Genomic DNA, 24823 nt, shown 5'->3' with positions numbered 1-24823 from the left:
GGTTCCTAGGGTGGCGTGCACACGAGAAGGGAGGTGGTTCGGCCGATGTACAGAAACCGGACGCGTGAGGTGACTGCGGGCTAGCGGCCCGTCGTCGCAGTACGAATTCGGCGCCGGACCAGCACGTGTGATGTGCGTGCAGCCGGCCCTATTTCCCAGCAGTCACCCGACCCGCGAGCCGCCGGTACGTCCGGCCGGCTTCCTCCGATCCGGTCCGTCCGGGGCGGCAGGAACCACGGCTCGCGGGTCGTCTGCGTTCCCGGGCGGTGCCGCGCCCCGGGACGGCGTCAGTGGACGACGTCGAAGACGTTCTTCTGCACGCCGTTGGCGTACGCCGCGTGCTCGATCAGCTTCAGCTTCTGCGTGTCCTTGTCCGTGGTGCTGAACAGCCGCTTGCCCGCGCCCAGCAGCAGCGGGAAGACCAGCAGGTGGTACCGGTCGATCAGGCCGGCGTCCGAGAGGTTCCGGTTGAGGGTGGCGCTGCCGTGCATGATGATCGGGCCGCCCTCGGTCTCCTTCAGCGCGGCCACCTCGTCGAGCGAGCGCAGGATAGTCGTCTCGCCCCAGCCGGGGACCAGGTCGTCCTCGCCGAGCGTCGTGGAGAGCACGTACTTCGGCATCGGCTTGTACGTCGCGAACTCCGCCATGTCCGGCCAGAGGGGGCTGAACGCCTCGTAGCTGACCCGGCCGAACAGCATCGCGGTGGCCTCCTCCTGCTCGCGGCCCTTGATCTCGAAGGCCTCGGGGAGGAACTCCATGTCCTTGAACGTCCACCCCGAGTTGCGGTAGCCGGGCTCGCCGCCGGGGGCCTCCACGACGCCGTCGAGCGAGACGAAGGCGGTGCTGATCAAGGGGCGCATCTGAGGTCTCCTGGTATCGCGGTCGTCACTGGCATGTCGTTCATCGGCTGACCACCATCAGACCGGCCACCGGCGAAAAAATCATCGGCCGGCGGCTAACCCTTGCTGACCGCCGTGAGGATCTCCGGGAGCCGCCGGGCGAGGCGAGGGGCCGCGAGGCGCAGGCCGGCGTCGGTGACCGCCCAGCCGTAGGCCGTGCCGATGGGGAGCAGCAGCCAGGTCCAGGAGGCCGCGGCGGAGGCGTGCAGCCAGATCGTGAGGGCCAGGACGGGGGCGCACAGCAGGGCCGCCGCGACCATGCCGCCGAAGATGGAGAGCCAGGCGAGACCCGCCTGGCCGGGCGCCACGTTCTTGTAGCCCTCCTGCGGGATCGAGTACGGGAAGCGGGCCGAGGACCAGGCGCCCGTCGCGAGCATCGCGCCGAGCAGCGCGAAGGAGAGGCCGAGGGCTTCGGGCAGGGCGGGCCACTCGCCGAGCATCGCCGTGGTGAGGACGGTGACGAGGGTGGCGTAGGGCAGGGTGATCACGAGCAGGGCCAGGGCGCGGCCCCGCACCTCCACATAGGCGTCGCGGGTCGACGAGATCGTCATCGCCACCATCCAGAACGCCGAGGTGTCCTGGCCGAACTGGTTGTACATGAGGATCCCGAGCATCCCCGCGGCGAAGCACGCGAAGTACACCGAGCCGGTGCCCTGGAGGGCGTTGAAGACCGGCACGATCAGGCCGATGGCCAGCGAGGTCACCCAGGCCGCCTTCGTCTTCGGGTCGCGCCACACGTACCGCAGGCTGCGCTCCATGACGGTGCCGGTGCGGCCGGCGGGGAGCAGGCCGCCGAGGGCGTCGAAGGCGCGGGACGTGCCCTTGTCCGGTTCCGCCGCCGCCAGCGTCGAGCCGTCGGGGGTAGTCATCAGGCGGGTCAGGCTGCGCTGCCAGAGGGCCAGGAGGGCCACCAGGGCCGCCGCGGCCAGGGCGAGCTGCGCGGCCCCGGTGGCGTACGCGCCCTCGCTCACGGAGTCCACCGCGCCGAGCGCCGAGGCGGGCGGGATCCAGCGGACGACGGCCGCCGCCGGGTCGAGGGTGGACAGGCCGGACGAACCGAGCTTCTGCGCCCCGAAGTTGACGGCCTGCGCGCCGACGGCGATGACGAGACCGCTGAGGACCGCGAGGTCACGGCCCTTGCGGCTGGTCAGCAGGCGGATGTTGGCGGCGGCGACCGCGCGGGCCAGGGCGACGCAGACCAGGAGGGTGAGGGCGGTCGCGAGGACGCCGGTGGCGGCGGCCGCCGCGCCGTGGGCGAGCGCGATCGTCGCACCGGTGGCCAGGCAGAGCGTGAAGAGCGGGCCGATGCCGACCAGCGACGCCACGAGCAGCGCCCGCACCAGCGGCCGGGGGCGCAGCGGCAGCATCACGAGGCGGGTGGGGTCGAGGGTCTCGTCGCCGCTCGGGAAGAACAGCGGCATGACGGCCCAGCCGAGGGTGAGCACTCCGGTGAGCAGGACGCACACGGTGGCGGCGTGCTCGCTGCCGCGCAGCGCGATCAGGCCGAGGAGCTGGAGCGCGGCGATGAGGAGGGTGACGGTGACGGACGCGATGTAGGCGGCCCGGCGCCCGGCGGACTGCCGCAGTCCGTTGCGCAGCAGCGACAGCTTCAGGCGTACGAGGACCGGGGTGATCGCCTGGGCGTTCGCGGGGGCGTTCCCGGTGGCCGTCATCGGGCGCCGCCGCCGAGCCAGTCGAGGTCGGAGGCGGTGTCGCGGCCGTGCGCGCCGACGAGTTCGAGGAACGCCTGCTGGAGGGAGGGCGCCGCGCCGCGCACCTCGGCGAGCGTGCCGTGCGCGCGGATGCGGCCCGCGGCCATGACGGCGACCCAGTCGCACAGCGACTCGACGAGCTCCATGACGTGGGAGGAGAAGACGACGGTGGCGCCGGAGGCGGTGTAGCGCTCCAGGACGCCGCGGATCGTCTGGGCGGAGACCGGGTCGACGCCTTCGAACGGCTCGTCCAAGAAGAGGACTTCGGGGTTGTGGAGCAGGGCCGCGGCCAGGCCGGTCTTCTTGCGCATGCCGGTGGAGTAGTCGACGACGAGCTTGTGCTGGGCGCCCGCGAGGTCGAGTACGTCCAGGAGCTGGGTGGCGCGCTTGTCGACCTCCGGTCCCGGCAGCCCACGCAACCGGCCGGTGTACGCGAGGAGTTCGCGCCCCGAGAGCCGCTCGAAGAGCCGCAGGCCCTCGGGAAGCACGCCGATGCGGGCCTTGACCTCGACGGGGTCGCGCCACACGTCGTGGCCGACGACCTCGACGGAGCCCTGGTCCGGCCTGAGCAGGCCGGTGACCATGGAGAGGGTGGTGGTCTTCCCGGCGCCGTTCGGCCCGACCAGGCCGATGAACTTGCCCGCCGGCAGCACCAGGTCGATCCCGGCCACCGCGATCTGTTCGCCGAACCGCTTCCAGAGCCCCTGGACCCGTACCGCCGCCGCTTCGGTCACCGTGCCGCCCCTTCGCCGCCTTTGCCGTGCCCGCACGATACGTCGCGGGCGGCTCCCCGGGGGCGGTCAGCCGCTCAGCGGCGCGCTTCCCTGCCGCACGCGTACGCCAGCGGGGAGATGATCTCCTCGGCGTCCGGCAGCCAGCGGTTGGCGGCGGTGGGGCGGCAGGCCCACTGGACCGCGCCCGAGGCGCCGAAGCGGGTCGGGGGCGCGGCGACATAGGTGCCCTCGCCGAGCGCGACCAGGTCGATGACGGCCGGGGGCCACCCCAGTTTGCGCACGAGGTCGGGGACCTTGGCGGCGGCGCCGGGGAGCACGAAGAACTGCATGCGCCGGTCCGGCGTGCGGGTCACCGGGCCGAGGGTCAGCTCCATGCGTTCCATGCGGGCGAGCGCGAGGAACCCGGCGGTCTCGGGCACGTCGATCACGTCGAACGTACGCCCGGTGGGCAGCAGGATCGATGCCTTGGGCTGCTTCTGCCACAGCCGGCGGGCCACGGTCGCGCTGCCGGTGGCCTGGGTCGCCCAGTCCTCACGCGCGGGGTGTGCGCCGGGGGAGGCGCACGCGGCGACGCCGCACGAGCACCGCTCGGCGCCGTCGGCGTACTGCAGCCAGGTGCCGGGGAAGATGTCCCAGTGACGCTCCTCCGCGTATCGCACGGCCGTGTCCAGCAAGGCTTCTCCGCGCTGCTTCGGGATGTGCGCGGCTGTCGTGACTCCGATGGTCTCTTCCACGGAGTTCTCAACTCCCGCCGCCACCTCGGGTTACGGGCGCACGCGAGGGCGGGGGAGGAGCATCGATCCTGCGAGCGGGGCGCATGGGTGCACGGGCGGGGGCGCGCGGGGGAAATGGCATCCATGTGCGGGTAGCCAGGTCAAGGGCAATCGGAGGGCGCCTCGGAGGAAGCCCGGAACCGACAGATCCGTCTTATGGTTTTATGGCTTCTTTATGCCTCTTTCGTGGCGCATCTTCGATTTGCCCCCAGGGCATTGATCGTCGTGTGGCGGCCTCGGCGGCCGCCTCGTTCCCGATGGTCAACGGTGCACACAGGGGGTACGCCATGGCCGCCAGGCCACTCGTCGCACGGCAGCCCAACGAACGGCTGCAAGCGCTCATCCAGGAAGCCGGCTGCTCCAACGCCGGCCTCGCCCGCAGGGTCAACATGTGCGGCGCGGAGCACGGTCTCGACCTGCGCTACGACAAGACGTCGGTGGCCCGCTGGCTGCGCGGGCAGCAGCCGCGCGGCCGGGCACCCGGCATCATCGCGGAGGCGCTCGGCCGCAAGCTGGGCCGGACCGTCACCATCGACGAGATCGGCATGGCGAACGGCAAGAACCTCGCCTCGGGCGTGGGTCTTCAGTTCTCGCCGACCGTCCTCGGCGCCATCGAGCAGGTCTGCGAGCTGTGGCGCAGCGACGTGGGCCGCCGCGACTTCCTCTCCGGCTCGACCGTGGCCGCCTCGGCGCTCGTCGAGCCCAGCCGCGACTGGCTGATCTCCTCGCCGGACGCGCAGGTCGGGCGGACCGCCGGGCCGCGCGTCGGCATGGCGGACGTCGCCGCCGTCAAGGCGATGACGGAGGCGCTGACCCGGCTCGACCACCAGTACGGCAGCGGCCATGTGCGGCCCGTGGTCGTGCACTACCTCAACTCCGTGGTCTCCGGCCTGCTCGCGGGCTCCTACCGGGAGGCGGTCGGCCGCGAGCTGTTCGCGGCGGTCGCGCGGCTGACGGAGCTGGCGGGCTACATGGCCGTGGACACGGGCCAGCCGGGCCTCGCCCAGCGCTACTACATCCAGGCCCTGCGGCTCGCCCAGGCGGCCGGGGACCGGGGGTACGGCGGCTATGTGCTGGCGGCGTCGATGAGCCACCTCGCCGCCCAGCTCGGGAACCCGCGCGAGATCGCGCAGTTGGCGCGGGCCGCGCAGGAGGGCACCCGCGGGCGGGTCACGCCCCGGGCGGAGGCCATGTTCTACGCCGCCGAGGCGCGCGGGCACGCGCTGCTCGGCGACGCGCGGGCCACGCAGGCCGTGGCGGGCCGCGCGGTCGAGGCCATGGACCGGGCCGCGGGTGAGGCGGACTCCGGGGACGACCCGGTGTGGATCCAGCACTTCGACCACGCGTATCTGGCCGATGAAATGGCGCATTGTCACCGTGACTTGGGGCAGGCGGACGCGGCGGCGCGCAGCGCCCAGGAATCTCTGGACGGGCACCCTCCGACGCGGGCCAGGCGCCGCGCGATCGGCCTGGTGCTGCTGGCCACGGCGCAGGTGCAGCGGCGCGAGGTGGAACAGGCCTGCCACACGGGCCTGAAGGCCGTCGAACTGCTCGGCACGCTGCGGTCCAACCGCGGCGCGGAGTACCTGGAGGACTTCCAGCAGCGCCTCGAGCCGTACCGGGAGGAGCCGGTGGTGCGGGAGTTCGGGGCGCGGGTCGACGTGCAGGCGGCGTGACGCGCGCGGGCGCGCTGTGTTCAGCGTCCGCGGGAAGGGATTCGTTACTGCCGCCGTCGAGCGGAGTGCGGCGCTCCAAGCTGCGTGGCAGAGGGATGTGGCGACCCGGTAGCGTGAGCCGACGGTTCCGTAGGTCCCCCATACGTAGGAGTCCCGGTGACGCAGCAGAGCGGTCAGGGCGCTGCTTCCTCCGATCCGCGGCAGCCCGCGGCCCGGCCCGCCCACGAGGGCGTCGTGCTGCCCGCGGACGGCAGCGAACCGCTGCTGCCCGGCACCGCGGGCGGCACGCCACCCCGGCGGAGGGCAGCCCCTGGGACCGGCCCTGGGGCCCGGGGCGCCGGGCGCGCCGCAGGGCGGCCCGGGCGGCTCCTGGGACGCCCCGCAGTCCCCGGCGATGCCCCTGCCCCCGGAGGGCGCGGACACCTCGTACGGCGGCCAGGGGTACGCGGGGCAGGGGTACGCGGGGCAGGGGTACGCCTCGCAGCCGGGCCAGGACGCCTACCGCGGCCACGGTGCCGCTTCGTACGGCGGCCAGGCTGACGCCTCCTACGGTGGCAGGCAGGCGCCCGGCGGTGACCCCGCCCACGGTGCCCACGTCGCGCAGCCCGGTTACGGCGACGCCTCCTACGGCGCTCAGCCCGGCCACGGCGCGCACGCCGGGCGGCCGGACCACGGAGGGCAGGCCGGTCCGCACAGACCCGGCTCGCACGCGGCGCCCCCCGGACAGGCCGAGGCCTCCTACAGCGGTCAGCAGGACCACGGCGGTCAGCAGGAGCAGGGTGGGCGGCGGATGCCGTTGCCGCCTCTCGGGCAGAGCGGCGCCCCGCTGCCTCCCGTCGCCGCACCCGGCGCCCCGATGCCGGGCGCCGCGGGCCCCGACGCCGAGGCCACGCGGTACATCGCGCCCGTCCCCGGCGGCCCTGGCGGCGCCGATGAGGGGGCCACGCAGTACCTGCCGCCCGTACCGGGCATCCCCGGCGGCGCCGATGAAGGCGCCACGCAGTACATACCCCCGGTGGGACCCGGCGCGCTGCCGCCCGAGGCTCCCGCCGCCGACGCCACGCAGTTCCTCGGCCGTGCCCAGGCACCCGCCCCCGCGTCCGACAGCGAACCCACGCAGTACATCGCGCCCGTCCCCGGCGGCCCCGCAGGCAGCGGTCCCGCAGACAGCGGCCCCGCCGGGCACGGCATGCCACCCGAGCCGGCCAAGGCGCCCTACGGCATCCGCCCCGGCGCTCCCGGCGACCGGCAGCCGCCCGCCGAGTTCGACAGCCTCTTCCGCACCGAGCCGGAGGCCGAGGGGCCCGCCTCCACGCAGCAGATGCCCCGCTTCGAGGCCCCGGCGCCAGCCGGTGGCCACGCCGCCGCCCGGCCCCCACGCGCGCGGGCGGCCGCGGCGGACGCCGCACCCGTACCGGCTCGAAGGTGCCGCTCATCGTCGCCGTCGGCATCGGCATCGCGGTGCTCGGCGTCGGCGCGGGCGCGCTCCTGAGCGCCGGTGGCGGTGAGGACGACAAGGAGGCCGACGGCAAGCCCGTCTCCGCCTCGGCCCCCGCCGACGAGCGCCCCTCGCCGTCCGCCGACCCCGCCAAGGACCAGGCGGTCGCCCTGGACAAGCTGCTGGCCGACAGCAACAACAGCCGCGACATGGTCATCGCGGCCGTGCGCAACGTGGGCAAGTGCCAGAACCTCGGCCAGTCCGCGAAGGACCTGCGCGCGGCGGCCAGGCAGCGCAACGGCCTGGTCACCCGCCTCGCCGGGCTGAAGGTCGACAAGCTCCCGGCCAACGACCACCTCACGACGTCGCTCAACAAGGCCTGGAAGGCGTCCGCGGCCGCCGACAACCACTACGCCGCGTGGGCGGACCAGGTGGCCGGCAAGAAGGGCTGCAAGAAGGGCCACGCCCGGGTCACCCCGCAGGCCGGCGCGGGCAACCGGCAGAGCAACGCGGCGACCACCGCCAAGGAGCAGGCCGCGGGCGCCTGGAACCCCATCGCGCGCAAGTACGGCCTGACCACGCGGGACAAGACCCAGCTGTGACGGCGTGGCCGCGCCGGTGCGCGGCTACGCCGACTGCTCCAGCGTCGCCTCGACGTCCACGAAGCCCTTGCGCGCCGGGACGAGCCGCCCGTCGCGCACCACCTGGAACGTGACGCCGGAGTTGATCAGGCGAGGGAACTCGCTGGCCGCGATCAGGTCCTCGAAGCGCCAGCTCAGCGTCGGCGTGAGACCGCCCGTCTCGACGCGCAGGCCGCCGTCCAGGGCGCGGCGCAGCGTGCGTGCGGTGACCTCGCCGCCGTCCAGCGACTCGACGGCCCGCTTCAGGACGGTGTACGCGATCCACGTCGTCTGCACGCCCGCGTCGGCCGGGTCGACCCGGTTGTCGCCGAACGCCTGCTCGCGGATGACCCGGCGCATCTGGGACCAGCGCGGATCGCCCGACGCGGGGTACCAGCCGGTGACGTACGCCCCTTCGTAGGGGCCGCTCGCGCCGCCGGTGCGGTCGACGAGCGACTGGTCGACGCTGCCGAGCACGGAGGAGATCCGTACCGGCGGATAGTCGGCCTTGGTGCGCCGGAACGAGTCGTAGAAGGTGTCGGTGCGGGCGCCGAGCGCGGCCGTCACGCAGCCGCCCTTCGCGCCCGCGTGCTTCAGGGCCTGCTCGGCCTGCGGGGTGAGGTCGGTGCCGTCCTCGGGGGCCCGTATGTCCGCGACGGGCTTGTGGTGGCCGTCGCGCAGCCCGGAGTTGAGCAGCTTGGGCAGCTCGTCGCCGGCGAGGGTGTCGGGGCGTACGAGGGCGACGCGGTCGCAGCGGTCGGCGAGCTGGCGGCCGTTGCCCGCGAGGAGCGCGGGCTCGCCGCCGTTGACGGGGTAGGACAGGGGGCTGCTGAACTCGTCGTCGGTGACGCCGTAGCCGCCGATGTAGGGGATGCCGGCGACCTCCAGCGGGGCGAGGAACGAGCCGCCGTGCTGGCTGTACGCGCCGACGACCGCCGCCACGTCCTGGTCGACCGCCTCGCGCGCGCAGTCGGCGGCACCGACCGGGTCGTTGTGGTCGTTGCAGGTCAGGACCTTCAGCTCGCGGCCGTCGATGCCGCCGTGCGCGTTGACCCAGCGGGCGAAGGCCTGCGCCATCGCGGGGACGCCGGGCTTGTTGGTGGCCTTGGTCTTCTCGGGGGCCCAGGTCATGACGGTGATGGGGTCGTCCCTGCCGTCCTCGGCGGTACCGGGGATGACCCCGCATCCGGCGGTCAGGGACAGGCACGCCGCCGCTGCCGCTGCCGCGGCCAGGGCTGAGGTGCGGGAGTTTCGGGAGGTGCGGGAGGGGGTGGGGCGTCGCCGGCCGGTCATGTCCCCACACGATTCCCGGGGAGGGCCAACCGTGGAGTGACGCATTCTCAACGGACAGTGACATGCAGGTGAACGGGCAGGGGCCGATTCGAGTGCACGAAGTGGGAACGTACGATCGATGACCGTGCAAGGTTCGGAGAACTCTTCCCGTCGCGGCCGTCGCTCCAGCACCATGGGTGGCATGCCGACCAACGACATGCCGTGGTGGCGCTGGCGCAGCAACGTGCGCTCGGCGCTGCACATGCTCTCCGACCCCGGGTTCCAGCGGGAGTGCTGGCTCGCGGGGCGCGAGGAGTACGGGGACGTGACCGACGCCGTCTACCGGCTCGTCGAGGACACCTGGCTCGACAACTGGTCCGCCGAGAAGTACGTCGGCACGATCTTCCGGGACCCGCAGGAGGCGGCCCTCGTCGACACGGCCGTGCTGAGGGTCCTGCGGATCATGCACGAGGTCGGGCCCGACGCGATGGTCTCCGCCTATCTGGAGCACCCGGGCTGGCCCGACGCCGTGCGGGCGGCGCGCGACGCGCACGTGCGCCTGTCGGCCGGGGACGGCGAGGACCCCGACGTCCCGCCGCGCACCCTGGAAGTCCTGCGGATCATGACCCGGACGGCCTGAGACGGCCGTTCCGTCCTGCGGGACGCCGGTCCTCGGCGGCCGTCGCATATGGGAACCTTGGGCGCATGAACGAGCAGTCCGCCGCCCCCGCCGCCCCCGCTGAGCAGTACGTCCTCACCCTCTCCTGCCCCGACAAGCAGGGCATCGTGCACGCCGTGTCGAGTTACCTCTTCATGACCGGCTGCAACATCGAGGACAGCCAGCAGTTCGGTGACCACGACACCGGACTGTTCTTCATGCGCGTCCACTTCTCCGCCGAGGCCCCGGTGACCGTCGACAAGCTGCGGGCGAGCTTCGCGGCGATCGGCGACTCCTTCCACATGGACTGGCAGATCCACCGCGCCGAGGAGAAGATGCGGGTCGTCCTGCTGGTGTCGAAGTTCGGGCACTGCCTGAACGACCTGCTGTTCCGCTCGCGGATCGGCGCGCTGCCGGTGGAGATCGCCGCCGTCGTCTCCAACCACACCGACTTCGCCGAGCTCGTCGCCTCGTACGACATCCCCTTCCACCACATCCCGGTGACCAGGGACAACAAGCCGCAGGCCGAGGCGAGGCTGCTGGAGATCGTGCGCGCGGAGGACGTGGAGCTGGTCGTCCTCGCCCGCTACATGCAGGTGCTCTCGGACGACCTGTGCAAGGAGCTGAGCGGGCGGATCATCAACATCCACCACTCCTTCCTGCCGAGCTTCAAGGGCGCGAAGCCCTACCACCAGGCGCACGCGCGCGGCGTGAAGCTGATCGGCGCCACCGCGCACTATGTGACGGCCGACCTCGACGAGGGGCCGATCATCGAGCAGGAGGTCGAGCGCGTCGGCCACGACGTGACCCCCGACCAGCTGGTGGCGATCGGCCGTGACGTGGAGTGCCAGGCGCTGGCCCGGGCCGTCAAGTGGCACGCGGAGCGGCGGATCCTGCTCAACGGCCGCCGTACGGTCGTCTTCGCCTGACGCCCCTCACCCAAGGGCTGGGCTTGGAGGGCCGGGCTCACATCCTGCTGAGCGAGGCGGCCGCGAACAGGACGTCACGGATCGCCTCGCGGTCGCCGTCCTGGCCCGCTGCGGCCTCCACCGGCGAGACATGGCCCGCGGCCAGCCGGCAGAACTCGACGCCGTCCAGGGCCACATGGGCCACCTCCCGCTCGGCGGAGGCGGTGGCGCCCGGCGAGTCCAGCGCGATGAACCACTCGCCGCCGCCGAGGCCCTCGATCTCCAGGCGCAGGCTGCGGCCCGGCGCACCGGCCGCGACGAGATCGCGGGGCGGCGCGGCCAGCCCGGAGCGGCGGCGGTCGGCCAGCGTGTCCGGGAGCATCCGGGCGGCAAGGTCGATCATGCGGTGGAGGTGCCGGGGCGAGGGCGGGTCGTAGGGGTAGTCGACGGCCTCGGCGATGTCGCCCGCGTGGATCCAGCACTCGAAGGCGCGGTCCACCATCGCGTCCCGCAGCGGCACCTCGATCTTCTGCCCGGCCCCTTCATCGGGCGGCGCCGGCACCGTCCCGTACGGCACGGGGAGGCGTCCCGAGCCGTCGCCCGCGAAGGACACCGTGCGGACGATCTCGTGCGTCTGGTCCCGCCAGGGGCCCCGCACCGCGCGCGTGGGCGGGAAGCGCGACGCCTGCCAGTACGCCTCGGTGCGGTGGGCCGGGAGCTGCGGGTCCCCGGCCGACGGCCCCAGCGGGTCATCGAGGCCGAGGGCGAGCCCGACCAGGCCGTCGACGGCGAGGAGATGCGCGATGACGCCGGCCACGGTGGTCTTCCTCTGCACCTGGCCGTCCCGCTCGAACCAGCGCAGCCGCACGGGTGCGTGCCACTCCGAGTGACCGATGTCCCGCAGCAGGGCGTCGAGGCGGGCGGTCTCCGCGTCGTAGGGCACGGCCCACTCGGGCACGGGGATGCGCGGCGGGCGGCGGCCGAGGCAGCTCTCCAGGACGCGCGAGCGCAGCCCGGGGTCGAGGTCGAGGCTCTCCTCGGGGTGCAGCAGGCCGACGGCGTCCCGCAGCCGCAGCGCCTCCTCCGCGCAGGGCCCGCAGTCGCCCAGGTGCTCCTCGACGGCGGTGGCCTCGGCCGCGGAGCACGCGGCGAGCGCCCAGGCGCCGAGCAGGGATTTCAGGACGCGGTGCTCCAGGACGAGGGGCGCGGGCGGGTCGGGCACGGGCTGCCCGGTGTCCTCCACGGAGGAGCGGGGCATCGGTATGCGCGGGCCGTCGCGCCGGTCGGTGCTGCCGGGGCCGTCCGGCTCCTCGGCGGGCTCGGGGCCCTCGGAGCCGGTCACGGCGCTGTCCCGTATCCCGGCGGACCCGAGGGATCCGCGGTGTCGTTGGCCGTCGACAGGAGCTGGAGGCCGAGGCGGAGCCTGCGCCGGGCCTCGTCCTCGGTCACGCCGAGGTCGGCCGCCGCCTGGCGGTAGTCGCGCCGCTGGAAATACGCGAGCTCCAGGGCGGCCCGCAGCGGGGCGGGCATGGCCGTGACGATGTAGTCGGCGCGGGCCGCCGCGGAGGCGCGGCGGACCTTGCGCTCCAGGTCCTCCGTGGTCCCCTCGCCGCCGAGGGCGAGGGCAGCGGCCTCGGTCTGGCGGAGCCTGCGCACGGCCCGCTGGTGGGTGAGCGTGGCGAGCCAGGAGCGCAGGGGGCCCTGCCGCGGGTCGTACGCGTCGGGGTTCTCCCAGATGTGGGCGAAGACCTCGCGGGTGATGCGGTCGGCGGCGCTCTCGTCGCCGAGGACGCGGTGGGCGAGGCCGTGCACGAGCGAGGCGAAGCGGTCGTACAGCTCGCCCAGGGCGGCGGCCTCCCCGTGCGCGAGCCGCTGCTGCATCCGGCGGTCCCAGTGCCGCGGCGCGTCCTTCGGCATGCGGCCCCCCTCATGCGCTTGACCCTGTTGCCCGTTCCGGTCCTGTTCCGAGTGTGCTCAGCCTCGAATGTAGTCGCGACCACTGACAGTTCACTCCTGTTTGCGGCAAAGCGCACCCCTGACCGGGCACCAGATGATATTGACGGTGGTCCCTTGGTGTTTCATGGAAGAGCGGTGGGGCAGCCGAAGCGGAACGAAGCGTAAGAACAGCTTCCGGATCAGGGCGAGCGAGAGGCGTGGCGCGTGACGCTCAAGGTGGCGGTGGGCCAGGAGTCCGGCTGGACCGTGCTGCGCGTGTCCGGCGAGATGGACCTGCTGACCTCGCCCGTGCTGCGCCAGCGCGTGCACGACGCCGTGGCGGACGGCCGCCGCAGCGTCGTCCTCGACCTCTCCGACGTGCTGTTCTGCGACTCCAGCGGTGTCGGGGTGCTGATCGCCACGCGCCGCCTGATCCGCTCCTGCCAGGGCCGGCTGCGGCTGATCCTGCCCGCGCAGGGCGCCGTCGACGGCAGCCACGTCAACCGCGTCCTCGCGGCGCTCGGTGTCCGCAGGCTCTTCGAGGTCTTCCCGGACGTCGGGGCGGCCCTCGACGAGGAGGCGACGCCGCTCTCGGCCTGACGGAACGGCGGCGTCGCGCGCATCAGTGCAGCACATCACCCCTCCGGGTGGCCTTTGACGACGTACGCTCGCTGCCGGGGTACCCACCCCCTGACGTGCACCCAACTGCGGAAGTGAGGCGGCCCGAAGACCATGGACAGTGCCGAGTACGAGCGTAGGATCGCGGCCCGGTTCGCCACCTTCGACCAGGACGGCAACGACTACATCTCCCGTGAGGACTTCAGTACGGCGGCGGCCGCCCTGTGCAAGGAGTTCGGCGCGACGGCGCGGTCCGACAAGGGACAGGCGCTCTACACCGGCGCCGAGGCGTTCTGGCAGGGCATGGCCGGGATCGCGGACCGGGACGGCGACCAGCGGATCACCCAGGGCGAGTTCGTGGGCGGCGCGGTGAAGCGGCTGCGGGACAACCCCGGCCGGTTCGCCGAGATCGCGCGGCCCTTCCTGCACGCGGCGATCGCCATCGCGGACTCCGACGGCGACGGAGAGGTAGCCCCGGACGAGCTCCGGCGCGCGCTCAAGGCGCTCGGCGTGCCCGAGGAGCTCGCGGGGGCGACGGCCGAGGGGCTCGACGCCGACGGTGACGGCAAGGTCGCCGAGCAGGAGATCGTGCAGGCCTTCGCGGAGTACTTCACGGTTCCCGAGTAGCGCTGCCCTCAGGTGTCAGGCGGGTGAGAAGCGCTCCCGCAGCTTGTACTTGAGCACCTTGCGCAGTGTCTCGTTGCGGGGGAGGGCCTCGACCACCTCCAGCTGTTCCGGCAGCTTGTAGGGGGCGAGGCCTTCCCCGCGCAGGTACGAGGTGACCGCGTCCAGGGTCAGCCCCGGCGTCCCGGGACGCTGTTCGACGACCGCGCAGACCCGCTCCCCGCGTTCGGGGTCGGGCAGTCCGACGACCGCCGCGTCGCCGACGGCCGGGTGGCGGTGGAGCAGGTCCTCGATCTCCTTGGCGGAGATGTTCTCGCCCTTGCGGATGATGACGTCCTTCGCCCGCCCGGTGAGGACCAGATGGCCGCTTCCGGTGAGGTGCCCGAGGTCGCCGGTGATCAGGAAACCGTCGGCGTCGAAGGCGGCCGCGCTCTGGGCCGGATCCACATAGCCCCGGCAGACGGCCTCCCCGCGCAGCCGGACCTCGCCGTCCGTCCCCGGGGGCAGTTCCCGGCCGTCGGGACCGGTCACGCGGATCTCCATGCCGGCCGGGGGGCGGCCCTCGGTCGTCGCCAGGTTCTCGGCCGTGTCCTCCGGGTCGCCCATGGTGATCATCGGGACCTCGGTCATGCCGTATCCGTGGGTCAGTTGGCAGCCCATCTCGCGGACGACGGCGTGGTAGATCTCCGGCGGCTTGGGCGCGCCGCCGCCCGCCAGGAGCCGCAGCGTCGGGATGAGCTTCTCGCCCGGCGGCAGCTTGCGCTGCTCGGCCAGGAACATGGAGTAGAAGGCCGTCGACCCGCCCGCCACGGTCACGCCGTGCCGCCGGTAGCCGTCCAGCGCGTCCGGCAGCGCGAAGTGCTCGAACAGCACCGCAGGAAAGCCGTACAGGAGCAGCATCACCGTGTAGTCGGGGCCTGCGATGTGCGCGTAGGGGAACGCCATCGAGCCGACGTCCGAGGGCGTCAGCCGCAGCGCGTGGGCCAGGCACGAGCCGCCCGCGAGCAGGGAGCGGTCGGTGTGCAGGACGCCCTTGGGGGCGGACGTGGTGCCCGACGTCCAGTAGATCCAGCGTACGGACGTGCCGTCGGAGGGCGGTGGGGGAAGGATCGACGGATCGGCGTCGGGCAGTTCCTCGTACGCCTCGAAGACGCCCTTGGCGCCGAGCCGCCGCGCCATCCGCGCGTGGTCGAAGCCGCGCCACACGCCGGGCACGGCGAAGAACTCCGCGCCGGACTGTCGGAGCGCGAAGCCGACTTCGCGGTCGCGGTAGAAGGGGATGACCGGCGACTGCACGGCGCCGACGCGGGCCAGGGCGAAGGAGAGCAGGGCCGTCTCGATGCGGGTGGGCAGCTGCCAGGCGACGACCGTGCCGGGGCGCACCCCCATGCCGTACAGCCCGGCGGCGACCCGCTCGGCGCGCTCGCGCAGGGCGCCGAAGGTGAGCATGCGGTCGTCGGCGGGATCGGCGGCGGCCTGGACGAGGACGGGCGTGTCGGGGGTGTGGGCGGCGCGGCGCTCGACCAGTTCCCAGAGCGTGCGCGAGGCGCCGAGTTCGTACGCGGTTTCGTGCCGTGCGGTGCTCATGTGGTCCCCCCGGGTCGGCCAGGAACGGACGGACGGGCACCACGCCGCCTTGGCTGATGGTCCGTCAGATCGTGCGCAGAGCGTAGGCCTCGCCGCCTTGTCGGTCCATAGGCGCGGGGCTAGCCTGCATTCTGACGGGTCATCAGATTCCCGGAGGTGCCGGAGGGATGACCCCCTTTCGCGCAAGGAGGGGACACCATGACCGAGCTTCCTCGGATCGTCAGCGTCGACGACCATGTGATCGAACCCGCGCATCTCTTCGAGACCTGGCTGCCCGCGAAGTACCGCGACCGCGGCCCGAGGCCGCTGACCGCCGGCATCGGCGAACTCGCCTACGTGGGCGGCAAGTACCAGATCACGATGGACCCCGAAGGGCCGCCCACCGACTGGTGGGTCTACGAGGACCTCAAGTTCCCGTACAAGCGCAACATCGCCGCCGTCGGCTTCGACCGCGACGACATGACCCTGGAGGGCATCACGCGCGCTCAGATGCGGCGCGGCTGCTGGGACCCGGTCGCCCGCCTGAAGGACATGGACCTCAACCACGTCGAGGCCTCCCTGTGCTTCCCCACCTTCCCGCGCTTCTGCGGCCAGACCTTCGCCGAGGCCCACGACAAGGAGGTCGCCCTCGCCTGCGTACGCGCCTACAACGACTGGATGGTCGACGAGTGGTGCGGCGACAGCGGCGGCCGGCTGATCCCGCTCTGCATCATCCCGCTGTGGGACATCGGCCTCGCGGTCGCCGAGATCGAGCGGAACGCCGCGCGGGGCGTGCGGGCCGTCACCTTCTCGGAGATCCCGACCCACCTGGGGCTGCCCTCGATCCACTCCGGCTACTGGGATCCGTTCTTCGCGGCCTGCCAGGAGACCGGCACGGTCGTGAACATGCACATCGGCTCGTCCTCCCAGATGCCCGCCGCCTCCCCCGACGCCCCGCCCGCCGTGCAGGCCGCGCTCTCCTTCAACAACGCCATGGCGTCGATGATGGACTTCCTGTTCAGCGGCGTCCTCGTGAAGTTCCCGGCCCTCAAACTGGCTTACTCCGAGGGGCAGATGGGCTGGATCCCGTACGCCCTGGAACGCGCCGACGACGTGTGGGAGGAGCACCGCGCCTGGGGCGGCGTGAAGGACCTGGTCCCCGAGCCGCCCTCCACGTACTACTACCGGCAGATCTTCTGCTGCTTCTTCCGCGACAAGCACGGCGTGGCCTCCCTGGACGTCGTCGGCCGGGACAACGCCACCTTCGAGACCGACTACCCGCACGTCGACTCGACCTTCCCGCACACCAAGGAGGTCGCCCTCGACCACGTCGAGGGACTCGACGACGAGACGGTGTACAAGCTGATGCGCGGCAACGCCATCCGCATGCTCGGCCTGGACCTGGACAAGTAGGCCGCGCGTGGACCTCACCTACACCGAGGAGGAGGAAGCCTTCCGGGCAGGCCTGCGGGAGTGGCTCGCGAGCGTGCTCCCGCGCCTTCCCGCCAGGCCCTCCCCGCAGGACTGGCCCGCACGGCGCGCGTACGACACCTCCTGGCAGCGCATGCTGTACGACGCGGGCTACGGCCACGTCCACTGGGACGCGCCGCCCACCCAGCGGCTGATCTTCCTGGAGGAGACGGAGAAGGCGGGCGCCCCCTATGTGGGCGCCAACTTCGTGGGCCTGCTGCACGCGGGACCGACCATCGCCTCCGAGGGCACGCCCGAGCAGCGGGAGCGGTGGCTGCCGCCCGTGCTGCGCGGCGACGAGGTGTGGTGCCAGGGGTTCAGCGAACCCGACGCGGGCTCCGACCTCGCGTCGCTGCGCACGCGCGCGTGGCGCGACGGCGACCACTACGTGGTGAGCGGGTCCAAGATCTGGACCTCGCACGCGGAGGTCGCCGACTGGTGCGAGCTGCTCGTGCGGACGGCGCCGGTGAGCGAGGCCGTGCCCAAGCACCGCGGCATCACCTGGCTCGCGATGCCGATGGACGCCCCCGGCATCACCGTGCGCCCGCTGCGGACGCTGGCCGGCTCCACCGAGTTCGCCGAGGTGTTCCTCGACGAGGTGCGGGTGCCGGCGGCCAACCGCGTCGGCGCCGAGAACGACGGCTGGCGCGTGACCATGGTGACCCTCTCCTACGAGCGCGGCACCGCCTTCGTGGGGGAGGTGGTGGCCTGCCGGCGGGTCCTCGGGGAGATCGCCCGCGAGGCCCGCGCGAACGGCCGCTGGGACGACGTGGCGCTGCGGCGCAGGCTCGGGCGGCTCGGCGCGGAGTTCACCGCGCTGTGGCGGCTCACGCAGTGGAACGTGAGCGAGGCGCAGCGCACCGGCGGGGTGCCCGGCGTGGGCGGCTCCGTCTTCAAGCTGCGGTACTCGCACGCTCGCCAGGAGCTGTACGACGCCGCCGCCGAAGTGCTCGGCGCGGACGCCCTCGACCTCGGGCACGCGTGGAACCTCGACCGGCTGTCCTCGCTGTCCTACACGATCGCCGCGGGCACCTCGCAGATCCAGCAGAACATCGTGGCCGAGCGGATCCTCGGTCTCCCGAAGGGGCGGTGAGGGACGGTATGGATTTCCAACTCACGGATGAGCAGCGGGCCTTGCGCTCCGGGATGCGGGACATCCTGGCGGGGCGGTTCTCCTTGCGGGACGCCGTGGACCGCGTCGACCGCGCCCTGTGGAAGGAGCTGGGCGAGGCCGGCTTCTTCTCCCTGGCCCTGCCCGAGGAGCGCGGGGGCGTCGGCCTGGGGCTGCCGGAGGCCGTACTGGCCTTCGAGGAGGCGGGACGGGCCCTGCTCCCCGGCCCCGCCGTGGCGTCGTTCCTGGCGGCGGGCGAGGTGGAGGGTGCCTGGTCCGGAGACGCCGTCGTCACCGCCGTCGACGGAACGCTGGTGCCCTGGCTCGCGGAGGCGGACGCCGTCCAGGGGGACGTGAGCGGGGCCGTCGCCCTGCGCTCCGTCGACCCGCTGACACCGCTGCACCGCGTGCCGGGACCGCCGCGCCCGGGCCGGGGCGCGCTGCTGTACGCCGCCGAACAGCTCGGCAGCGCCGCCCGGACCTGCGAGATGGCCGTGCGATATGCCGGCGATCGCGAACAATTCGGGCAGCCCATCGGGGCGTTCCAGGCCGTGAAGCACCTCTGCGCGCGGATGCTGGTGCGCGCCGAGGTCGCCCGCGCCGCCGTGTACGCCGCCGCCGTGACCCGGGACACGCGCGAGATCCGCGGCGCCAAGCTGCTGGCCGACGACGCCGCCGTACGCAACGCCCGCGACTGTCTCCAGGTGCACGGCGGCATGGGGTTCACCTGGGAGTCCGAGGTGCATCTGCACCTCAAGCGGGCCTGGGTCCGCGCCGAGCTGGGACAACGGGCCGACGAGGCGCAGGAAGCGCTGGCGGCCGCGCTGTGACAGGGAGTGATGACACTACGGAGCGTTGACGGAGGCGTCGATACCGGGTTGTGTCCTCCGCGTGAGTCGTCACGGCCCGGAGTCGGCGTCCGCCTCTAGTACCTTGTCTCAGATGCGAGTGGTTCTGAGGCTGAGCCATCCCGGTGCTGCCCCCGCGGCGGCTCCGGGTCCGGCAATGCGCGCCGCTCGCCGTGCAGGAGCGGGCCTCGTGCCCGTCTGTTCGACCCCCCGCGCTACGCGTCGCACAGTATGCAGCACGCGTACTCCTTCGCGCTGGAATATGCCCGAAGCGCTTGTTGGGGTGACTGAACGTCAATCATGCTGTCTCCCAAGGGGATCACGTTCCGTGACCCCGTGGAGTCGCGAGGCGATGTGTCCGCCGGTTCGGATGGTGTGAGCGGTGCAGGTGCTTCAAGTTCAGCTGGAGGTCGGGGCCGACCCCGCGGAGGTGGGGCGGGCCAGGAGATGGGCCCGCTCCCGACTGGCGGGATCGGGCATAGAAGCCGACGAGCCGGTGGCCGAGACGCTGATCCTGCTGATCTCGGAACTGGTCACCAACGCCGTTGTGCACACGGGCTGTCCGGCCGTCCTGCGCATGCTCCTCCCCGGCGTTCCCGACGACGCGCCGGCGACGGTCCGGGTGGAGGTGGCCGACCGCAGTGCCCGCCCGCCCAGACAGCGGCACGCGGAGGGTGACGACACCAACGGCCGCGGCCTGGAGCTCGTCGACGGTCTCGCCGACCGCTGGGGCTGGCAGCCCGAGGGTGGCGGCAAGAGCATCTGGTGCGAGGTCGACCGGTGCGACGCCGGGGTCGCCGCGGTGACCTTCGACGGCGCGTCGTACGGCGACACCGATGCCGACGTGGCGTACGAAGCCGTCTGACCCCGTCCGCCCCGGGCTGTATGCGCCGTCGTGTGCCACGACGCGCACCCGTGCGCGGGTAGGACGAGCCGGGCATGGGCCATTAACCCCCGGCAGGGTGTTGACGTAACGTGTCCGATTGATCACGCTTGTGAGCAGCGATTCGCCGCGAGGGGACGTCAAGGGCGCTCGGTGACGGAGGCCCTTGACGAGATGTGGGTCGCGTGGTCGGCGTCGGTCCCCTCGGGGTCATGAGGGGCAGTGTCGAGCGCCGAGCCGGATGGCGGCGCGCGGCATCGCGCTCGGGGCGGAAGCCGACGCGCCGCCGTGCCGCCGCTTGGAGGGGCGCCGGGTCACAGCACCGCCACCGGCGCCACGGGCGTCCCGGTCCCGCCTGCGAACGGCTCGGGCATCGCGGAGAGCAGGAAGGCGTAACGCCCTTCTTGCGCACAGGCTGTGGACAACTTTTCCAGATCCCAGTTCTGGCCCTGCAGCATCCCCATCTCGACCAGGTGCAGCGCGTGCACGGGCAGCCACAGGTTCTCGATCTCCGGCGGGAAGATCTCGAAGGTCAGGGTGTCGTCGGCGACCGCCGCCACGTCCCGCGCGTGGAACCACTCGGGCGTACGCAGTGAAAGGCCCGGGGACGGGTGGCCGTACGCGTGTCTGTCGCCCGCCAGGTAGACCTGGATCTGTCCCGTGCGGACGAGGACGATGTCGCCGGCGCGGACCGTGACACCGCCGAACTCCGCCGCCTCGTCCAGGTCTTCGGGTGTCACGGCGTGATCCCCCGGCAGCCGGTCGAGCCCCTTGGCGCGGGCCACGTCCAGCAGGACGCCGCGCGAGACGACGTACGGCACCTTGTCGATGCCGCTGAACCGGGCGCCCGTGTGGGCCGCGATGGTGTCCGCGGGGCGGCCGTTGTAGATCTTCCCGGAGTGTGACGCGTGGGTCAGCGCGTCCCAGTGGGTGGCCGCCTGGAGCCCCATCGTCACGGCGTCGTCGCTGGTGGCGACCGTGCCCGGGCCGAAGAGCTCCTGGTTGATCTGCACCATGGTGTGCAGGGGGTTCATGCGGCCGGGGATCAAACCCGTCTGGACGCCGTCCTCCTTGAGGGTCAGCGCGAGCGGGACGCGGCGCCCGGAGCGGACCTCGGCGGCGGCCGCCCGTACGACGTCGTCGGTGATGAGGTTCAGGGTGCCGATCTCGTCGTCGGGGCCCCAACGGCCCCAGTTGTTCACGCGCTTGGCGATGGCGTGGAACTCGGGCGGCAGTGACATGGGTCCTCCGCGGGTCTTGTCTTCCGGTGTCCGACCGGCCATAGAATCTAACGGTCCGTCAGAAACCGCGGGAAGGGGCCGGCGTGGGGAACTTCTTGGCAGGCAAGGTGGTGGCCGTCACCGGTGCCGGGCGCGGCATCGGCAGGGCCGTCGCGCTCGCCGCGGCCGCCGAGGGCGCGCGGGTCGTCGCCAACGACTACGGGGTCTCCATGGAGGGCGGTGAGCCCGCCAGCGAGGTGGCCGACGCCGTGGTCGAGGAGATCCGGGCCGCGGGCGGCGAAGCCGTGGCCGTCGCGGACGACATCTCCACCATGGCGGGCGGGCAGCGGATCGTCGACGTCGCGCTCGCCGAGTACGGCCGCCTCGACGGGGTCGTGTGCGTCGCCGGGATCCTCCGCGAGCGGATGCTGTTCAACATGTCGGAGGGGGAGTGGGACCCGGTGGTCGCCACCCACCTGAAGGGCACCTTCACCGTCTTCCGGGCCGCCTCGGCGGTGATGCGGAAGCAGGGCTCGGGCACCCTCATCGGCTTCACCAGCGGCAACCACCAGGGGTCCGTCGCCCAGGCCAACTACAGCGCCGCCAAGGGCGGGATCATCTCGCTGGTGCGCAGCGCCGCGCTGGGTCTCCACAAGTACGGGGTGACCGCCAACGCGGTGGCCCCCGTCGCCCGTACGCGGATGTCGGCGAACGTACCCATGGAGCTGAAGGAGATCGGGGAGCCCGAGGATGTGGCGGCCCTCGTCACCTACCTGCTCAGCGACCGCGCCCGCGAGGAGGGGATCACCGGGCAGGTCTACACGATCGCCGGGCCCAAGATCGCCGTCTGGGCGCAGCCGCGTGAGCTGCGCGCGGGCTACGCCGACGGGGCCTGGACACCGGAGAAGCTCGCCGACTTCCTGCCCGGCACGGTCGGCACCGACCCCATGCCGCTCCTCGCTCAGGTCGAGGCCATGGCCAAGGCGGCGGCGTCCAAGGCCCGCCCGAACGCGTAGGCGGGGAGGGGCTGGGCTGTGGATTTCGGTTTCGGGCCGGATGACGAGGCGTTCCGCGGGGAGGCGCGGCGCTGGCTCGCCGCGCACCTCACCGGCGACCATGCCCGCGCGCGCGGGCGCGGCGGCCCCGGCAGCGAGCACGAGGGCGGTGTGGAACGCCGGGCCTGGGAGCGGGAGTTGGGTCGCGGCGGCTGGATCGGCCTCGGCTGGGACAGTGACGCGTACGGCAACCGGAGGGCCACGCTCACCCAGCAGGTCGTCTGGGCCGAGGAGTACGCACGCGCGCGGGCGCCCGGCCGCTGCGGGCACATCGGCGAGAACCTGCTCGCGCCGACGCTCCTGGCGTACGGCAGCCGTGAGCAGCGGGACGAGTTCCTGCCGCCGATCGCCCGGGGCGAGGCGCTGTGGTGCCAGGGGTACAGCGAGCCGGGCGCGGGCTCCGACCTGGCCGGGGTGCGGACGCGGGCCGTGCGGGACGGGGAGACGTACGCCGTCACCGGGCAGAAGATCTGGACGTCGCTGGCGCACGAGGCCGACTGGTGCTTCGTGCTGGCGCGCACGGAGGAGGGGTCCCGTGGGCACCGGGGGCTGTCGTTCCTGCTGGTGCCGATGGACCAGCCGGGGCGGATCGAGGTGCGGCCCATCCGGCAGCTGACCGGCACCAGTGAGTTCAACGAGGTCTTCTTCGACGGCGCACGCGCGCGCGGCGCCCATGTGGTGGGCGGTGCGGGTCAGGGCTGGCGGGTCGCCATGGGGCTGCTCGGGTTCGAGCGGGGCGTCTCGACGCTGGCGCAACAGATCGCATTCGCGGCGGAGTTGGCGGTGGTGGTGCGGGAGGCGGTCGCCTCGGGGGCCGTGCGGGACCCCGTGGTGCGGGAGCGGCTGGAGCGGCTCTGGGCGGAGCTGCGGGTCATGCGGTGGAACGCGTTGCGGACGTTGGGGGGTGGGGGCGGCGGGGCCACGGGGGTGGCCGGGGCGCCGAGTGTGGCCAAGCTGTTGTGGGGGCGGTGGCATCAGTGGCTGGGGGAGCTTGCCGTGCAGGTGAGGGGTGCGGCGGGGGCCGTCGCGTGCATGGACTGGGCGGCCGACGCGCCGTACGAACTCGACGAAGCCCAGCGGCTTCATCTCTTCACCCGCGCCGACACCATCTACGGCGGCTCGGACGAGGTTCAGCGCAACATCATCGCCGAGCGCGTGCTCGGTCTGCCGAGAGAGGCCAGGGGGCCTCGGTGAGGGGTGCGTCGTGAGGGGTGTGTCATGAGGGGTGTTGTTTTTGACGGGGAGTCGGCCGAGGTCGTGGGGGACCTGGAGGTCAGGGAGCCGGGGCCCGGCGAGGTGATGGTCGCGGTGGCCGCCGCCGGGCTGTGCCACAGCGATCTGTCCGTCATCGACGGGACCATTCCGTTCCCGTCGCCCGTAGTCCTCGGGCACGAAGGGGCGGGCGTGGTGGAGGCGGTGGGGGCCGGGGTCACGCATGTGGCTCCCGGGGACCATGTGGCGCTGTCCACCATCGCGAACTGCGGCGCCTGCGGTGAGTGCGGGCGGGGGCGGCCGACCATGTGCCGGCGGGCCATCGGTCGGCCTGGCCGGCCCTTCTCGCGCGGTGGCGAGCCGGTGTACCAGTTCGCCGCCAACTCCGCCTTCGCCGAGCGCACCCTCGTCAAGGGCGTGCAGGCCGTGAAGATCCCCGAGGACATTCCGCTGACGTCCGCGGCGTTGATCGGGTGCGCGGTGGTGACGGGCGTGGGGGCCGTGCTGAACCGGGCCAGGGTGGCCGCCGGGGAGACCGTGGTGGTGATCGGTGCCGGTGGTATCGGGCTCAACGTGTTGCAGGGGGCCCGGATCGCCGGGGCGTCGGCCGTCGTCGCCGTCGACGCGAACCCCTCGAAGGAGGCCGTCGCCCGGCGGTTCGGCGCCACGGACTTCTTCGGGTCGGTGGAGGCGGTGCGGGAGGTGCTGCCGCAGGGGGCCGACCACGTCTTCGAGTGCGTGGGGCGGGTGTCGCTGGTGCGGGAGGCCGTGGACCTGCTGGACCGGCATGGGCAGGCGGTGCTGCTCGGGATGCCGGGGGCGACGGCCGAGGCGTCGTTCGTGGTGGCCTCGCTCTTCCTGGACAAGGCGATTCTCGGGTGCCGGTACGGGAGTTCGGCGCCGCAGCGGGACTTCGCGCTGTACGCGCGGTGGTACGGGGAGGGGCGGTTGCTGCTGGATGAGCTGGTGACGGTGACGTACCCGGTGGAGGACTTCGGGAAGGCGGTGGCGGATGCGGGGGCGGGGCGGGTGGCGCGGGCGGTGCTGACGTTTTGAGTGGCGTGGGGTGCGGTGGGGTGGTCGCGCTCGGGGTTTCGGTGCGGCTCGTCCGGGGGCGCCCGACCGGTCGTGGGGCGGGCCCGCGCCGGTATGTCCGTCCTCGCCGGCGCCTGCGTGGCCGCCTTGTGCTTCGGGGCTCTGCGGGCGTGGGTGCCGTGCTCCGGGCGGACATACCGGCACGTCCCCTCCGGTCGTGGGGCGGCTGCGGGTCGGTGGGGGCCCGGGGCTTCACCGTTGAGTGCCCGCACCGCTTCGGGAAAGGGGCGGCGGGCGGAGGGTGCGTTGTGGTCGGGGTCGGTTGCCGGGTGCGGTGCCGTCGGGGGGGGCGGGTTGTTCGTCGTGGGGCGGGCCCGCGCCGGTATGTCCGTCCTCGCCGGCGCCTGCGTGGCCGCCTTGTGCTTCGGGGCTCTGCGGGCGTGGGTGCCGTGCTCCGGGCGGACATACCGGCACGTCCCCTCCCGTCGTCATGGCGACCGCGGGCCGTCGGGGGTGGGCGTCGTCGACCCGGGGGTCCGCGCATCGGCGCTGAAAA

At 72.9% G+C, this 24823-nt stretch carries 23 protein-coding genes; 14 read left to right on the top strand and 9 right to left on the bottom strand.

Annotation, left to right across the window (positions count from 1 at the left end):
- Positions 1–287: 287 nt before the first annotated feature.
- The 4 genes from KKZ08_RS16985 to KKZ08_RS16970 all read right to left on the bottom strand — a co-directional run bounded on the left by KKZ08_RS16985 (position 288) and on the right by KKZ08_RS16970 (position 4079).
- Entirely contained in the window at positions 288–860 is a 573-nt protein-coding gene (locus KKZ08_RS16985; RefSeq protein WP_223775266.1) for a dihydrofolate reductase family protein, read from the bottom strand.
- Positions 861–955: 95 nt separating this feature from the next.
- On the bottom strand, positions 956–2572 hold the full coding sequence (locus KKZ08_RS16980) for a transporter (RefSeq protein ID WP_223775265.1): 1617 nt from the start codon (positions 2570–2572) through the stop codon (positions 956–958).
- Complete coding sequence (locus KKZ08_RS16975) at positions 2569–3345, bottom strand: ABC transporter ATP-binding protein (RefSeq protein WP_223775264.1); 777 nt, start codon at positions 3343–3345, stop codon at positions 2569–2571. The genes KKZ08_RS16980 and KKZ08_RS16975 overlap by 4 nt, the downstream gene beginning before the upstream one ends.
- Before the next feature lie 74 nt (positions 3346–3419).
- Positions 3420–4079, bottom strand: a complete 660-nt coding sequence (locus KKZ08_RS16970; RefSeq protein WP_223775263.1) for a bifunctional DNA primase/polymerase — start codon at positions 4077–4079, stop codon at positions 3420–3422.
- Between the two features lie 326 nt (positions 4080–4405).
- Between KKZ08_RS16970 and KKZ08_RS16965 the strand changes: the two genes are divergently transcribed.
- From KKZ08_RS16965 to KKZ08_RS38985, 3 genes are all read left to right on the top strand, one after another.
- Positions 4406–5794 (top strand): transcriptional regulator, encoded by a 1389-nt coding sequence (locus KKZ08_RS16965; protein ID WP_223775262.1) that lies wholly within the window; start codon positions 4406–4408, stop codon positions 5792–5794.
- Positions 5795–6188: 394 nt separating this feature from the next.
- Positions 6189–7286 carry a hypothetical protein gene (locus KKZ08_RS38990; protein WP_346657882.1) on the top strand — a complete coding sequence of 366 codons (1098 nt, stop codon included), beginning with the start codon at positions 6189–6191 and terminating at the stop codon, positions 7284–7286.
- Positions 7220–7834, top strand: coding sequence for a hypothetical protein (locus KKZ08_RS38985; RefSeq protein WP_346657881.1), 615 nt, complete (start codon positions 7220–7222; stop codon positions 7832–7834). The genes KKZ08_RS38990 and KKZ08_RS38985 overlap by 67 nt, the downstream gene beginning before the upstream one ends.
- A gap of 24 nt (positions 7835–7858) precedes the next feature.
- Here the strand turns inward: KKZ08_RS38985 and KKZ08_RS16955 are convergent, their stop codons facing one another.
- Positions 7859–9145 (bottom strand): ABC transporter substrate-binding protein, encoded by a 1287-nt coding sequence (locus KKZ08_RS16955; protein WP_223775261.1) that lies wholly within the window; start codon positions 9143–9145, stop codon positions 7859–7861.
- Positions 9146–9263: 118 nt separating this feature from the next.
- On the opposite strand from KKZ08_RS16955, the gene KKZ08_RS16950 reads away from it, so the two are divergent.
- A complete protein-coding gene (locus tag KKZ08_RS16950; protein ID WP_223775260.1) occupies positions 9264–9764 on the top strand; it encodes a hypothetical protein in 501 nt (166 codons plus the stop codon).
- Positions 9765–9829: 65 nt separating this feature from the next.
- A complete protein-coding gene (gene purU, locus KKZ08_RS16945) occupies positions 9830–10711 on the top strand; it encodes a formyltetrahydrofolate deformylase (protein ID WP_223775259.1) in 882 nt (293 codons plus the stop codon).
- Between the two features lie 37 nt (positions 10712–10748).
- On the opposite strand, the gene KKZ08_RS16940 is transcribed toward purU, so the two are convergent.
- On the bottom strand, positions 10749–12032 hold the full coding sequence (locus KKZ08_RS16940; RefSeq protein WP_223775258.1) for a zf-HC2 domain-containing protein: 1284 nt from the start codon (positions 12030–12032) through the stop codon (positions 10749–10751).
- A complete protein-coding gene (locus KKZ08_RS16935) occupies positions 12029–12607 on the bottom strand; it encodes a sigma-70 family RNA polymerase sigma factor (RefSeq protein ID WP_223775257.1) in 579 nt (192 codons plus the stop codon). The genes KKZ08_RS16940 and KKZ08_RS16935 overlap by 4 nt, the downstream gene beginning before the upstream one ends.
- A gap of 243 nt (positions 12608–12850) precedes the next feature.
- Here KKZ08_RS16935 and KKZ08_RS16930 point away from each other — a divergent pair, with 243 nt between their 5' ends.
- The gene (locus KKZ08_RS16930) at positions 12851–13225 is read left to right on the top strand and encodes an STAS domain-containing protein (protein ID WP_223775256.1); all 375 of its coding nucleotides are present in this window, start codon (positions 12851–12853) and stop codon (positions 13223–13225) included.
- Positions 13226–13357: 132 nt separating this feature from the next.
- Positions 13358–13870, top strand: a complete 513-nt coding sequence (locus KKZ08_RS16925) for an EF-hand domain-containing protein (protein ID WP_223775255.1) — start codon at positions 13358–13360, stop codon at positions 13868–13870.
- A gap of 15 nt (positions 13871–13885) precedes the next feature.
- Here the strand turns inward: KKZ08_RS16925 and KKZ08_RS16920 are convergent, their stop codons facing one another.
- Positions 13886–15454, bottom strand: a complete 1569-nt coding sequence (locus KKZ08_RS16920; RefSeq protein ID WP_223775254.1) for an AMP-binding protein — start codon at positions 15452–15454, stop codon at positions 13886–13888.
- 198 nt (positions 15455–15652) lie between these two features.
- On the opposite strand from KKZ08_RS16920, the gene KKZ08_RS16915 reads away from it, so the two are divergent.
- From KKZ08_RS16915 to KKZ08_RS16900, 4 genes are all read left to right on the top strand, one after another.
- Positions 15653–16846 carry an amidohydrolase family protein gene (locus tag KKZ08_RS16915; RefSeq protein ID WP_223775253.1) on the top strand — a complete coding sequence of 398 codons (1194 nt, stop codon included), beginning with the start codon at positions 15653–15655 and terminating at the stop codon, positions 16844–16846.
- A gap of 7 nt (positions 16847–16853) precedes the next feature.
- A complete protein-coding gene (locus tag KKZ08_RS16910; protein WP_223775252.1) occupies positions 16854–17996 on the top strand; it encodes an acyl-CoA dehydrogenase family protein in 1143 nt (380 codons plus the stop codon).
- A gap of 8 nt (positions 17997–18004) precedes the next feature.
- Positions 18005–18844, top strand: coding sequence for an acyl-CoA dehydrogenase family protein (locus KKZ08_RS16905; protein WP_223775251.1), 840 nt, complete (start codon positions 18005–18007; stop codon positions 18842–18844).
- A 400-nt stretch (positions 18845–19244) separates the two neighbouring features.
- Positions 19245–19727 (top strand): ATP-binding protein, encoded by a 483-nt coding sequence (locus KKZ08_RS16900; RefSeq protein ID WP_223775250.1) that lies wholly within the window; start codon positions 19245–19247, stop codon positions 19725–19727.
- Between the two features lie 332 nt (positions 19728–20059).
- On the opposite strand, the gene KKZ08_RS16895 is transcribed toward KKZ08_RS16900, so the two are convergent.
- Complete coding sequence (locus tag KKZ08_RS16895) at positions 20060–20986, bottom strand: cyclase family protein (RefSeq protein ID WP_223775249.1); 927 nt, start codon at positions 20984–20986, stop codon at positions 20060–20062.
- A gap of 83 nt (positions 20987–21069) precedes the next feature.
- On the opposite strand from KKZ08_RS16895, the gene KKZ08_RS16890 reads away from it, so the two are divergent.
- The 3 genes from KKZ08_RS16890 to KKZ08_RS16880 are packed head-to-tail and all read left to right on the top strand — an operon-like array spanning position 21070 to position 24288.
- Positions 21070–21981: an SDR family NAD(P)-dependent oxidoreductase gene (locus tag KKZ08_RS16890; protein ID WP_223775248.1), complete on the top strand. Its 912-nt coding sequence runs from the start codon at positions 21070–21072 to the stop codon at positions 21979–21981.
- A gap of 18 nt (positions 21982–21999) precedes the next feature.
- Positions 22000–23214, top strand: a complete 1215-nt coding sequence (locus KKZ08_RS16885) for an acyl-CoA dehydrogenase family protein (RefSeq protein WP_223775247.1) — start codon at positions 22000–22002, stop codon at positions 23212–23214.
- A 24-nt stretch (positions 23215–23238) separates the two neighbouring features.
- Positions 23239–24288, top strand: coding sequence for a Zn-dependent alcohol dehydrogenase (locus KKZ08_RS16880; protein WP_223775246.1), 1050 nt, complete (start codon positions 23239–23241; stop codon positions 24286–24288).
- Positions 24289–24823: the final 535 nt, after the last annotated feature.

The organism is Streptomyces sp. 135 (assembly GCF_020026305.1).
GTDB lineage: Bacteria > Actinomycetota > Actinomycetes > Streptomycetales > Streptomycetaceae > Streptomyces.
Note: the sequence above shows the minus strand (reverse complement) of the source record. Positions and strands in the feature narration are given on the sequence as shown.